Origin of the sequence: Clostridium sp. 1001271B_151109_B4, from assembly GCF_015670405.1 — a bacterium.
GTDB lineage: Bacteria > Bacillota > Clostridia > Clostridiales > Clostridiaceae > Clostridium.
In genome coordinates this window covers 1-12568 of record NZ_JADPBQ010000034.1, presented here as the reverse complement: position 1 = coordinate 12568, position 12568 = coordinate 1, and the positions used below count along the sequence as shown (strand labels likewise).

Annotated in this window: 15 protein-coding genes; all 15 read right to left on the bottom strand. The window is 30.8% G+C overall.

Translation table 11 applies throughout. From position 1 onward, the window contains the following. Positions 1–108: 108 nt before the first annotated feature. A complete protein-coding gene (locus I4V63_RS14920) occupies positions 109–339 on the bottom strand; it encodes a BhlA/UviB family holin-like peptide (RefSeq protein ID WP_196002021.1) in 231 nt (76 codons plus the stop codon). A 190-nt stretch (positions 340–529) separates the two neighbouring features. Then, positions 530–721, bottom strand: coding sequence for a hypothetical protein (locus tag I4V63_RS14915; RefSeq protein WP_196002020.1), 192 nt, complete (start codon positions 719–721; stop codon positions 530–532). 3 nt (positions 722–724) lie between these two features. Beyond that, a complete protein-coding gene (locus tag I4V63_RS14910; RefSeq protein WP_196002019.1) occupies positions 725–5545 on the bottom strand; it encodes a hypothetical protein in 4821 nt (1606 codons plus the stop codon). A gap of 21 nt (positions 5546–5566) precedes the next feature. Next, the gene (locus I4V63_RS14905; RefSeq protein ID WP_196002018.1) at positions 5567–5959 is read right to left on the bottom strand and encodes a DUF1617 family protein; all 393 of its coding nucleotides are present in this window, start codon (positions 5957–5959) and stop codon (positions 5567–5569) included. A gap of 2 nt (positions 5960–5961) precedes the next feature. Next, positions 5962–6234 carry a hypothetical protein gene (locus I4V63_RS14900; RefSeq protein WP_207746580.1) on the bottom strand — a complete coding sequence of 91 codons (273 nt, stop codon included), beginning with the start codon at positions 6232–6234 and terminating at the stop codon, positions 5962–5964. Positions 6235–6249: 15 nt separating this feature from the next. Next, a complete protein-coding gene (locus I4V63_RS14895; protein WP_196002017.1) occupies positions 6250–6933 on the bottom strand; it encodes a hypothetical protein in 684 nt (227 codons plus the stop codon). Between the two features lie 29 nt (positions 6934–6962). Continuing rightward, entirely contained in the window at positions 6963–7313 is a 351-nt protein-coding gene (locus I4V63_RS14890; RefSeq protein WP_196002016.1) for a DUF6711 family protein, read from the bottom strand. 16 nt (positions 7314–7329) lie between these two features. Continuing rightward, positions 7330–9774, bottom strand: a complete 2445-nt coding sequence (locus I4V63_RS14885) for a hypothetical protein (protein ID WP_196002015.1) — start codon at positions 9772–9774, stop codon at positions 7330–7332. After that, positions 9775–10245 carry a hypothetical protein gene (locus tag I4V63_RS14880; RefSeq protein WP_196002014.1) on the bottom strand — a complete coding sequence of 157 codons (471 nt, stop codon included), beginning with the start codon at positions 10243–10245 and terminating at the stop codon, positions 9775–9777. Further along, entirely contained in the window at positions 10134–10511 is a 378-nt protein-coding gene (locus I4V63_RS14875; protein WP_196002013.1) for a DUF6096 family protein, read from the bottom strand. The genes I4V63_RS14880 and I4V63_RS14875 overlap by 112 nt, the downstream gene beginning before the upstream one ends. A gap of 23 nt (positions 10512–10534) precedes the next feature. Further along, positions 10535–10945: a phage tail tube protein gene (locus I4V63_RS14870; RefSeq protein WP_196002012.1), complete on the bottom strand. Its 411-nt coding sequence runs from the start codon at positions 10943–10945 to the stop codon at positions 10535–10537. A gap of 13 nt (positions 10946–10958) precedes the next feature. Further along, positions 10959–11333, bottom strand: coding sequence for a hypothetical protein (locus I4V63_RS14865; protein WP_207746579.1), 375 nt, complete (start codon positions 11331–11333; stop codon positions 10959–10961). Positions 11334–11337: 4 nt separating this feature from the next. Continuing rightward, positions 11338–11883, bottom strand: a complete 546-nt coding sequence (locus I4V63_RS14860; protein WP_196002011.1) for an HK97-gp10 family putative phage morphogenesis protein — start codon at positions 11881–11883, stop codon at positions 11338–11340. Beyond that, on the bottom strand, positions 11883–12197 hold the full coding sequence (locus tag I4V63_RS14855; protein WP_196002010.1) for a hypothetical protein: 315 nt from the start codon (positions 12195–12197) through the stop codon (positions 11883–11885). Before I4V63_RS14855 ends, I4V63_RS14860 begins: the two co-directional genes overlap by 1 nt. After that, positions 12181–12495 (bottom strand): phage head-tail connector protein, encoded by a 315-nt coding sequence (locus tag I4V63_RS14850; RefSeq protein ID WP_196002009.1) that lies wholly within the window; start codon positions 12493–12495, stop codon positions 12181–12183. The genes I4V63_RS14855 and I4V63_RS14850 overlap by 17 nt, the downstream gene beginning before the upstream one ends. Between the last annotated feature and the right edge of the window lie 73 nt (positions 12496–12568).

Here is a 12568-nt window from a genome sequence, read left to right as displayed (position 1 = left end):
AACTACTTCTTTTGCACTTAATATACAAAATACTGTTATAACTATTAGCGCTATAATCTTTTTTACTTCAATTAAACTTGTTAACTTAGTTACAAATTTACTCATATATTATCCCACCTTCTCTAATTTAATCTTTATATCTATAACATCTTCTTGGATGCTTTCGACTACATCAAATTTCTCTGCTAGTTCTGAAATTACTTCTTGATTTTTATTTATTATTCCTTGAAGCTTTTCTTCCCTAGATTTACTTTCTTTTCTCGTATCAATCAGCAACCAAACAAAAAGTACCGCCCATGCCCCTTGACTTACTATTGTTTTAATAAGTTCATTTTCCACTGTTGCTCTCCTTTCTACAATCGCTTGGAATTTTAAATATAAAAAAAGAACCCTTCGGCTCCTAGTTTTTTCTATGAATATATTTGATGTTTTCTCACAAGATATTATTGTGAACTATTTCACCTTAGATAAGAGAATAAGTTACCTCCTGATAATAGGTTCCACTTAACAACTTATTCTCTTATTAAATTTATTTTATTCTTTCTTTTATCTTTTCTTCTAATTGTTCAATTAGATTATTTGTTTCTGGGTCAAGTACAACAAAACTCTCTTTGTTATTACTTGACAGAATAGTTCCAGTTTCATCTACCTCTGATGTAGTATAAGCTATCCTATTTCCTACGTTATCTTTTACTATTGCAAATCCTGTTAAAAGTTTCATATTTTATTCCTCCATTAATAATAAATCTTCTAATTCAAATGTTAATGCGCTCATTAAAGCATTTTCACTTGTTCTTACTTTGAAATCTTCATCTCCGAATAATTCAATTTTATTTTCACCTTGTATTTCTATCTCTTGGGTTTCTAATCTATTGTTTTCATATCCAATTCTTTTACCCATTAGCTGCCAACTAAAGTTTGTTCCTGGCTCTCCTTTAATTACAACATATGTTTTATATCTTTCTATAGTTTTTATTGATCCATTATAAACTTGTGTAAAAACATGATACTGAGCATTTGTATTTACACATTCTAAGAATATATCATCTATATATAATAAGCATTCTCCATATTCGTTGATTTTGCCAAACCCTAAATCTCCAAAGTAATATTCTGCTGTTTCATAAGCATTTATAAGCCTTGAACCATAATTTTTAGTTTCTTGTAAGCAGTTCTTACTTCCGCTTACACTTAATGATGTAGCAACTATTTTAGCATTATGGAATGTATAACCGTTAAAATTATAATTCCCCCAACTGATTATATTGTCCCCTGTTCCTGGATGTGATCCTTCTGTTACTAGAAATCTTGCTTTTAAATCTTCTCCAGATTTATATCCGAGGATAGCACCATTGTCCCCATACAAACCTAACATATTAGTTACTGTACCAGTTCCATTATTCCAAGATACAGCCCCACCTATCTCAGATAAGTGATTTGTACCTGAATATAATTTTATTCCTTTATTAATGTATAAAGGTGAATTTACTGTCATTCCTTTATTTCTGGTAGAACCACCAAAGGTTTGAGTTCCACTCCATAACTCAAAGAAATTATATGTAGTATCTGCACTTGACCATCCATTATTCAAATCTGCTTTTGCAATATGAGAAAACCTTATAAAGTCACTATACTGTGGCATAGCAAATTCAACACCATTCATATCCCTATTAGCTGTGAAATAAGCAAGTCCAACTCTTAACATCTGCTCATTTCTTTGAGAGTCTTGAAATGTTAATCCACCAGAATTAAGCGCAACCCACTGCTGGTTATATTGACTTCTTATTTCTCCTGTTATTTTTAAGTTTCCATTAGTATCACTATTTAAAACTGTTGTTCCAGCTTTGTTTTGGATTGTTAACGCACCATTTTTTATAGTAAGTCCACTCTTATCCATTACAAATTGTGTTGTGCTTATAGATGAAGTTCCTCCGCTTATTGCGCTACTTATTGTGGTAGTAAGAGAAGTTGCTGTTAATTTACTTTCAGCAGTAGAAACTCTATTGGTTAAACCACTTATATTACCATTAATAGTTGTTATCTTTGATTCTGTAGCGCTTACTTTTTGAGAAATACTATCCGTTGTAGCTTTTATTTCTGCTACTTTATTAGTTATAGTTTGATTTACAGTTGTTATTTGACCATCTGTATAACTTTTAGCACTATTTACAGCATTAGTTTGAGCTGAATTAGCTTTTGAAGTTGCATCACTTGCTGCAGTACTTATAGCAGAGTTCTTAGCTGTATTTATTCTACTATCCACAGTTGTCAACTGACTTGTATGTGTACTTACTGTACTTTCTGTACTTGAAATCCTTTGAGTAATGCTATTTAAATTAGTTTCTATAGTTGCTACTTTATTGCTTGTTGTAGTTACTTGTGTTTGTACATTAGATATAGAATTGTCTATGTCAGCTGAACAAGGTATCCAAGCTGATGCTTTTGTACCTTGCTGAATTTGAACATCACAAAACCATACATAACCATTATCTGCAAAGTTAACAGAATATAGATTTAATGCAAAATCAGTATTTGAAGTAGTAGTGAATGTCGTTTCAAATCTGCACCACTTATCTAAAGTAGATCCGCCACTAACAGGATTTATATCAATTGTGTGGATATTTGCATCACTACCTTGCCTATCCCTAACATTAACTTGTATTTTATTTACTCTATGTCCTGCACAATATCCTGAAATAGTGTACTTAGTTTTAGGTATAAGTTTTATAGTAGAACTTATAACCCCATATCTATTAGTAGTATTTGTACCTCTTATCACTAACACTTTTTTGTTATCGGGTTTCCAATCACCTCCACCATTTTCAACAGCAACTGATTTAGAAGTTCCACCTGAACTCATATCATGTACCGACCAATCACTCATGCTATAAGTAAAATTTCCATTTCTTATAACATTATCTCCACCAATTTTTAAAGATGTCACAGCATTATTAATATCGGTTTGTTCAACTTTTAATGAAATTTCATTTTTTAGCTGATTTATACTAGACCCTTGTGTACTGACTGTAGAATTTAATCCATTTATCTGTGATGTATGACTACTAACTGTACTCTTAGTTCCTTCTAAATCTCTTTGAACACTATTAATCTTAGTATCTACACTTGATATACTTCCTGTTAATTCATTTAGTTTAGTTGTATGTGTTCCAATTGTACTATTTATAGAATTAACTGTAGCAACTGTCCTATTGTAATCATCCTTTAATAATATAGTTTGTCCATCTTTAACTATTTGAGTATTATTAATTGCTGTTGCTATTTGCCCTTGCATTACATTTATAGTAATGCTATTACTTTCTGTTATTTGTTTTACAGATTCTATTGAACTGTCAACATCTTCCGGAGCAGCAGTCCATACAGGATTAGGATTGTCACCTTTCTCAATCTTATATTTATTAGTGTTTTCTATAGATACTCTAATATATTTTACACTTGATGGTATCGTATATTTTAAAACCCTGTCTGTTTCTACTAATCTAGCACCTAATCTGTTTTTATCTTTATCAAAAACAACTATACGATGGTAACCATCTGCAGCAAATTTACATAGTGTATATATTTTGCCTTCATTTACTTCTATATAATCGCTAGTTCTATAACTTGAAGAATCAATAAAATCAGTATCGTTATAATATCCATCCACTGTATTTTTTTCTATAAATAAATTTCTAGTCTCTTTACTATCTACATTAGTTTTAAGAGAATTAAAAGCTACATCTAAAGTTTGTCCTGCTAAATCTATTGCCACTTTACTAGCTTTAATTAACTGTGTATTAGTATCCTTATTAAGTCCAGTAATTAAACTTGAGTAATTAATTTGCTTTTCTCCTATGGCATCTGTAGCAACCATATTCCCTTTTATTAGATTATCAGCTATAGCTTTTTCTTTTATTCCAGTATGGTCTATAAGTGTTGTAGTTCCATCTGCTCCACGCAAAATAAAGTTAAAATTCCCTTGAGTATCTTGCCCAATCTGAATTCTAACTTTATTATTCCTATCCTTAAATTGCATTGTAGGTCCTACTATAGAAAGTCCTCCATCTGTAGAAGCTATAGTAAATTTATTAGTAGAAATTGTACTTGCTTTTAAATCCTGTACACTAATATTAGATGCTATTAAATCTTTTATTACTGCATCAGCTATAACTACATTTGAAGCAGTTAAATGAATTAATTGACCAGACTCACCACTGATATTACCAGCAAGTAAATTTTTAATATTTGCAGTATCACTTTCAAGTACATTTATAGTACCCTTAACTGCATTTAATTCTGTTATATCTGCTTTATTTATTAATGCATTATTTATTGTTGCATCTGCTGCTATTAAATTTTGTATGTTTGCATTAATTGCATTTAAATCTGATATATGAGCAACATCAATTATAGCCTCTTCAATCTTCGCGGTTTTAGCTTCTAATGTTTGAGTTCTAATAGATACTGCTTCTACATCTTTAATATTAGCTTTTTCTATTAATGCTTCTTTAATTATTGCTTGTTCTATTACAGCTCTATTAACTTTGTTTGTAGTACTCCCAGAACTTGAAAAACTATTTTTATTTTTAGTTTCTCCCTTTGCTCCTATTTCAGAAGTTAATCCACCAGTATAACTTAATTTTTGAGATAGTATAGGAATCTTTCTCACAACATTTTTTATATCTGTTACAGTTATAATATCGTAAGGATCTAAGGATAAATCTCCTTGCCACTTCATGCTATAACCTAAATATTCAACTGATTTTAACTTATTATATATTTCAGTTAATATAGTTTCAGTTACCCAAGGATTTTCAAATCCCAACTCCATAGAATCTGTTCCAGTTGAACCTTTGGATAAAATATTATTTTCATCTACCTGGCAAGAAATTTGACCTACTTTATATTTGACCTCTTCTCTTGTATAGTCGAAATAATTATTGCCATCTATAGATTTTTCAACTTCACTTAAACTTTTAATAGTAAACTTACCATCTCTAGTTATAACAGCATTACCACCACAAATACTTGCTACATATGAAAGAACCTCTCTACAAGTAAAACCCTCCAGTTTACTTACATTGTAATCGGGAAGGCTTCCTTCAAATTCTACTCCTGTTTTACTTGATAACTCATTGACTACTTGCTTTAATGTTGGCTTATCACCTAATTCACTAAAATAATCAGTTTCAAATTTTATCATATTGTCATAGGCTGTAATTTTAGTTGTATAATCAGTTTTTTCAATATCATCTATATTGAATATACCCATTAATATATATTCTATTGTAGAATCTATTTTTAATCCTATTTCAACTTTAATTTGGCTTGTACTATAAATAATATCTCCTCTATTTAAAAGTGTTAAATCTAAACTTTGAGATATTGTATTTCCTATCGCAAACCCTTCTTGTGGTTGACTATACTCTAAAGTTAAGTTAACTAAATCCTCATTGGTATATATATTATTTCCTATTGTAATCTTACATTCAAATGACCTGGAAGGTTTATTTATTTCTAATTTATAATCTGCTGTTGTATTTTGCATATTAACCCTCCTTATTTTTTATTAATCATTTATCATAAAATCAATTGCAGCTAATTCAGCTGGAGAAATGCTATAATCTGAACTTAATAAATCATCTAACTGGATCATGTGTATATCTATTTCATTTTCTATAGATAATAATTCAGCCATATCTCTATTCCACTCTTGAATATACTCTTCTTTTAAAGTTACATTTCCGTATTCATCAGTTTTTAATTTACCTTCTTTATCTTTTTCAGCGTATTTATCAATTAACTTTGCTTTTTCCTCATTATAAGCTTTAAGATCACTATTTATTTTGTTAATATTCTTTGTAATTGCATAAGCTACTTTAACTGGTAACTTAGCATTATTTAAATCTCCTAATACATTAATCGTGTTTACTATTTTTTCATTGCTTAAAGTTAATTTCATAATTATTTTTCCACCTTTCTTGTCTTTGTTACTTCTTCTGTAGATTCAGCCTTTAATAATTCATCTTCCAATTTATAAACTTGTTCCTCAAATTCTGCAATATCTGCTCTAACTTCTGTTTTATTAGCATTATATAATTCTTGATTAGTTATAGTTTTATTTACATTTGCACCTGCTCCACCATCACTACTTATAGTTGCACTCATATAAGCTACTTGTGCTCCGTTAACTAAACTTGCACCATTTAAAGTTATATTCTTATCTACTTTTAACATTATTCCTTCTCCTTTTTATTTTTTTATTATCTTATAATTACCTAATCCTTTAAGTTCCTCTTTTGATTTTACAGCTCTTAATTCACTTATATTAGCTGTAGTTTCTTCTATGTTGCGAATACTTCCAGCTAACACTAAATCTCCCTTTAATATTTTGGTAACTTCAACTCCATCTATATTTAATATAGTCTCAATACCTTCAATTTCTTTTTTATTGCTTGGCTTACTAACAGATAACGTTATTTCTTCTTTATCAAATGTCACTGTTGTTTCATTTCCTTCTGAAGAACCCACTTTAATTATTGTTCTATTTGCTTTAGGTGAAGTATTCTTGTAATTTAGTACTCCTATATCTTCTGGATAAGGCTCCCAATTAGTTGGAGTTGAAAAACTAGAATTTTTCTCCACATTTATAGCTCCAGTTTTTAATTTATCTACTTTTGCTTTAGTAGCTACTAAAGTATTTATTTTAGCTTCAATTTGACTAGCTAATTCATCTATAAATTCAGTATTTTCTAAAGGTACAACAACCTTTTCATTATAATTGCCAAAACTTAAAGTAGGCATTTCTCCACAAATATTTTGAAAGTCAATTGCTTTTTCTTTTTGAGCATTTAATTTTGTTATATTGCTTTCAAGCACCAATACTCTTCTTTCCAATTCCTTCATTCTATTTTTTCTTTTAAATAAATTAAACATTTTTATTCCTCCTTGATTTTCATTTAAATTTATTTTTCAATAAAATTCATTTTTAATCCACTCCACTTAACCTCTTTAGTTTTTTCATCATAAAAATATGCTGGAGCTGTTCTATCTCCTACATACATTGTTTTAGTTGTAATTCCTAACTCTGGATCTGGAAAAGTAACTGTAAAAAAAACATTACTTACAGCACTAAGTAATGTTGATATTTCCCCTTGAGTTAATGGTCCCCATTCGCAATTTAATTTTCTCTTAACTGCTATCCTATCTCTAATCATTTCCCCGTTAGCATTTCTATTACTTTCTCCATCTAAATCAGTTATACTTGGTTCATAACCCTTAGGAGTAGCAATTGCTACTCCATTAATACTAAGCATATTACTTCCTCCTTTTCTATACTGGAATTAATGTAATTCCACCTTGTCTTTGCATTTTCTTCAATTGATTTAAGGCAACTTTTCCTATAATTGAGCCATCTATTTGTAGGATTAAATCTCCCACGCCATAACTTTCATTTGAACTTCTGACTCCACCTTGCATTGCTTGCATAAAAGCCGAAGTCATTATTCCTCTTAAAGTATCCATCCATTCAGTGTTATTTTTTAATGGTACCACGGCTTCTGAACCTTGCTCCCCTACGATAGAAAGTGTTGCTTTATCTACAATACCTCCCTGTGCAAGCATAGGAATTTTAGGAATATTAATTCCCATTCCTCCAAATCCAGGCACCCAATCAGGAAGCTTAATTTTATTTAATCCACCAATCATACTGTTAATTGCTTTAATAATAGCGTTTATTGGCTTTTTTGCTATTGCTTCAATACCATTGAATATACCTCTAAATATATCAACAATTCCTTGCCATGCTTTTTGCCAATTGCCAGTAAGTACTCCTACTATAAAATCTATTAAACCACTAAACATTGTTTTTAAACTATCTAGAATAGGTTTTATATAATCTCCTATATTTTTAAATGCTTGTATAAATGTACTTCCTAACCAATTTACAAAAGGTTTCAAACAAGTATCCCATACCAACATTACTACACCCATTATTTTTTCTATAGTCGGCTTCCATGCTTCCCATATTTCACTTAGTCCGTCAATTATCTTTTTAAGACATTCACCTAAAAATTTAACTACTGGTGCTATACAATTAGTCCATAACGACATTGTTATCTTTACTATATTATCTACAACAGTACACCATGCATCCCTTAAAACAAGTAATATAGGTGTAAGTACAGTAATTAAAATATCTCCTATTAATAATAAAGCTCTCTTTATAGCTTCCCAATAAGGTGTTAACGCACTAATCAATGCATTCCATCCATCAATTAAAGCTTGTCTAAAACTATCACTTGTTTGCCATAGATATACTATTGCAGCTGTTGCCGCTGCAATAGCTGCTACTACTCCCAAAGCAACTGGACTAATCCCAAATAAACCATAACTAAAAACTTTTAATGGTGTTGAAAATTCCATAGCTAAAGCTAAATTTTTAAACCATGTAATCAAAGGTATAAATATTCCGCTTATTGTGCTAACTATAGTCCCCCAATTAGCAGCAATAAAAACCCCTATAATTCCTACTACTAATCCAGATACTAGTGAAATAATAATTTCTTTATGTTTCTTTATAAAATTAGCAATACTTATAAAAGCATTTCTCACTTTAAGTGCAAACTCTTCTACTTTCCCTGTTAATTGTGTAAGTGCACCTTCTTGTTCTTCAATGTTGAAAATTGGAATATCAACTCCACCTGCCGAACCTCCACCAGATGATCCACTTCCTGAATCTGAATCGGAACTATTTTGATTTACTTTATTAATCTCATCAAATCCAGCCAAAAATCCTTTTGCATCTTTAGTAGCTTTTTTAGCACTCTTTCCTGCATTGTTATATGCATCACTAACACCATTAACTGCTGTACTAACTCCACCAATGGCACTTGTTGTGCTTCCAGCAGATGAACTAGCAGAAGTTCCAAATAATGCATTCATAAACCTAGCTACTACGCTAGTTACTTTTACTAATGCTTGTGCGAATGAATTTAATATAGGTAGCACCACTTGTACTATTGGCATAAAAGCATTACCTAATTCGATTTTTAACAAATTCAAATTATTTTGTAATACTCTTAATTGATTTGCTGGCGAGTTAATTGTTCTCGCTAAATCTCCACTTGCTGTTGCTGTTTGTTGTTGTATAGCAATATATCTAGCCATTACTTTCTCTGTATTACTTAACTCGCTTCCTGTTGTTGCTATACCATTTGCATAAGCATATTGTTTAATGGTGGCATCATCTACTAATATACCTAATGCTTTAAGTGGTTCTGTCTCCCCTGTTAAACCAGCTCTAATCTTATTAAATGCTTCGTCACCACTTATGTTATAAAAACTCGCCATATCTTCGGCAAGTAATGTCATGTCTTTAGAAAGGTTTAGGGCTTCACTTGATGCTAACCCCATTGATTGAGTCATATTATATAAAGTTGCTACATTTTCTCTAATGGCATAACCATTTAACCCTAGTGTGTTCTGTAGTTCCTCTGACCATTGCCGCACATCATTAGCGAGGGAACCAAACACAGTATCAAACATAGAGTCACTTTCTATAGAGTCCATAGCTGTTATAATGCTATCTTTTATAACTTTACCTATACCAAGAGCAGCAATCCATTTACCTACTCTACCAAAAATATTTTTTATATTTCCTAGAGATTTATTAACTTGTTTCTCCATACTACTTACTTGCCTTGTTACATTTGCTATTTGTTGATTGAATTCTCTTGTTTGAGCTTCAATAACTATCTCTAATTCTTCTATAGTCATTTAAGTATTAGTTCCTCCTTTCTTGGAGTTTACGCTATAAGCAAAGGCAGTAAACTTCGCTTTATAAGCTTCCATTTCTGCCTCTCTTGCTCTTTTATCATTTATTTCTTTTTCTTTTTGGAATAAATCAGGGTATAAATCCCAAAGTTGAGTTACTTTTGCATCTTTATCAAATAAAATGGCAACATTCTCTCCTATTTGTCTAGCTAACATATAATTTAAAACTATATTTTCTTTTTGTCTGGCTTCTTCTCTTCTTTCATAAGATTTAATTAAATCAATTAATTCATCTATTGTACTTTCGTGAAATAGATTTGGTGTAATACCACAATCTAAACAAATAGGATATAATTCATTAATTAATTCAGTAAAAGATCCATAGCTTCTTTCGCTTGTTCCTTGTCCACTTCCTGATCTTGGCTCTGTGGACTCTCCTTGAAAAAACCGCTTGCTTTCATTATTTCCATACACTCCTGTTGGAGTGTAAATAAATCTCCATCATTATCTATATATTCATCAATAAAATTATCTACCTTTTGAGCTGTCCATCCATGCTCTAAAGGTTGTAATGATGCATGAAGTATTGCTGATATATCTCCAACACCTAATACCTTTTTTCTCATTAACATTAGCATTAATGATTCTCCACCTAGTTTTTCTTCAACTTTTCTTGTGTTTTGTGTAGTTAATCTACATTTCAATTCTTGTCCATTAATTTCTAAAGTATAATATTTCATTACTTTTCACCTTCCTCATTTTTTTAATCTCCTGGATGTTCTATATCAACATCGCTTTGTAATGCCATTGATAGAGTAAATGTTATTAATGCATTAACTCCTCCACCACCAATTTTTACACTTACTTGTGCATCCCATTTAAATTTTGTTTTGTCTGGAAACGTCATTTGAAATTTAACTACTTTTTTATTTGTTTCAAATCCCTTTAATATTCTAAATGGTGATGTTCCTGATGAATTGTCATATTTAAATGTAAATTCTAAATCACCATAATCCCCTATCCCTTGCTCATATTTCTTTGCCTTGTCTGCTAAGGTAGTTGCATCAACCTTTTCAGGCTCTGAGCCAATTTCAGGAACTTCTTGAAGTCCTACTAAGTCTGTATAGCTTGAACCATCTTCTGAATATCCTAACGTAATTCCATTTGCTAACATATAATATCCTCCTTTAATTTCTTTGATATACTCTAAATGTTTTAATATCAACAATACCTTCATATCTAAGAACTTTATGCTTTAGATTACTTGGATTTGGAGCATCCTTGCAAAATGTTCTCTTTAATCCAAGTTGAGTTATTGCTTCATCTATTTTTAAACCAATCTCTGAAGTACTTCTATCATTCCATACCTCTATTCTGTATATAATTCTACAAGTAGCTTCTTTATTGTCTACTATCTCATAAGTGGAATTATCTTCTTCTGAATAAGTTACAGCAGGTAATTTACTCCAATCTTTTGGATATTCTTCACTTACTTTAACCCCTTCAATTTCTTTTTCGATTTCTTTTAATTTTTTATAAATGATAGGTTTAAAATTAACCAAGTTATCACCTACTATTACATATTCTTTTTATTTCTTTGTTTATTTGATATCTAACTATATTACCTATAGCTTTTTCTTTGCCTACTACTGCTGGATACATATAAGGTTGTGCTGCTTGTCCTTCTGAATAGTAAAAATCAACTCCACCAATGGTAACTAGTTTAAAATGGTATTGCTCCGCTACTGCTGGTTCAATCTCGCTAGCTGGGATATACCAACCATCTGATTTATAAGTTATTTTCCCTGCCAATTTAGAAGCAACTCCACCGCTTTTTGCTCCTACTGGTCCTGTTCCAAACTCTACATAAGCTGCATACTCGTGATTTGTAACAACTCTCCCTTTGGTTTTCTTACCTTCTTTCTTAACCATCTCAAAATGAATTGAATCTCTTAAGGTATCATCACTTAATCCACTTTCAGGACAATAATCTTTAGCATATCTTTCTATTGCCTTTCCTGCCTTTTCTACGGCATTTTCAAATAAAGCCTCACTATTACCACCTAGTTCATCAAGTTTCTTCATAAGCCTTTTTATGTTAGTTACAGCCATTATATTTTCTCCAATTCTATTAATTGATGTGAATATGGTTTAATTGATATTATTCTATAATCAGGTTTACTATCTTTATCTACAAAAACACATATTCCATCACCTTCATTTAATTTTTCTGGGCCATCATAAAGCATATTAAATATATAATTTAATCTTTCTCCATATATTTCAGCTTGTAGCTTCCCACTAGCTGGATAGATATTTGCTTTTATTTCAATTGGTTCAGAATAATCAGCATACACATTACCTTCATTATCTTCGGTGGTTATTTTTTTCTTAAGCCAGTAAGCTTTTTTATTCTTTATTCTCATTAGCTAATCTAACCGCCTTTAATCTCCTATATGAGTTTAATCTTCTCTTAATATTTTCAGGGATATCAGTACTATAACTTATAGATACTCCTCCCTCACTTCTAGAGGATTCCCCTTCACTCCCTAGCCTATTATAATAAATAACAGCTAACTCTCTTTGTAATCCAAGCATACGTGGTAATAAGATATCTCTATTGCAGTAATCTAATATCTCGGCTTCCGCATCTTCTAAAATCTGATTTAAAAGTATAACATCATCCTCATTTGTTCTTATTTTTAATTTTTCAAGCTGTGTCATGAAATCACCTCATAAGAAAAAGGGGCTGTATCAGATTGAATTAATAAATTCAATCTGAATACAACTCCTTTTT

Bases quoted from the DNA above. Each gene is read 5' to 3' on its own strand.
- I4V63_RS14915 (WP_196002020.1), bottom strand. From the start codon at position 721: ATGAAACTTTTAACAGGATTTGCAATAGTAAAAGATAACGTAGGAAAT.
- I4V63_RS14910 (WP_196002019.1), bottom strand. From the start codon at position 5,545: ATGCAAAATACAACAGCAGATTATAAATTAGAAATAAATAAACCTTCC.
- I4V63_RS14905 (WP_196002018.1), bottom strand. From the start codon at position 5,959: ATGAAATTAACTTTAAGCAATGAAAAAATAGTAAACACGATTAATGTA.
- I4V63_RS14900 (WP_207746580.1), bottom strand. From the start codon at position 6,234: ATGTTAAAAGTAGATAAGAATATAACTTTAAATGGTGCAAGTTTAGTT.
- I4V63_RS14895 (WP_196002017.1), bottom strand. From the start codon at position 6,933: ATGTTTAATTTATTTAAAAGAAAAAATAGAATGAAGGAATTGGAAAGA.
- I4V63_RS14890 (WP_196002016.1), bottom strand. From the start codon at position 7,313: ATGCTTAGTATTAATGGAGTAGCAATTGCTACTCCTAAGGGTTATGAA.
- I4V63_RS14885 (WP_196002015.1), bottom strand. From the start codon at position 9,774: ATGACTATAGAAGAATTAGAGATAGTTATTGAAGCTCAAACAAGAGAA.
- I4V63_RS14875 (WP_196002013.1), bottom strand. From the start codon at position 10,511: ATGAAATATTATACTTTAGAAATTAATGGACAAGAATTGAAATGTAGA.
- I4V63_RS14870 (WP_196002012.1), bottom strand. From the start codon at position 10,945: ATGTTAGCAAATGGAATTACGTTAGGATATTCAGAAGATGGTTCAAGC.
- I4V63_RS14860 (WP_196002011.1), bottom strand. From the start codon at position 11,883: ATGGCTGTAACTAACATAAAAAGGCTTATGAAGAAACTTGATGAACTA.
- I4V63_RS14855 (WP_196002010.1), bottom strand. From the start codon at position 12,197: ATGAGAATAAAGAATAAAAAAGCTTACTGGCTTAAGAAAAAAATAACC.
- I4V63_RS14850 (WP_196002009.1), bottom strand. From the start codon at position 12,495: ATGACACAGCTTGAAAAATTAAAAATAAGAACAAATGAGGATGATGTT.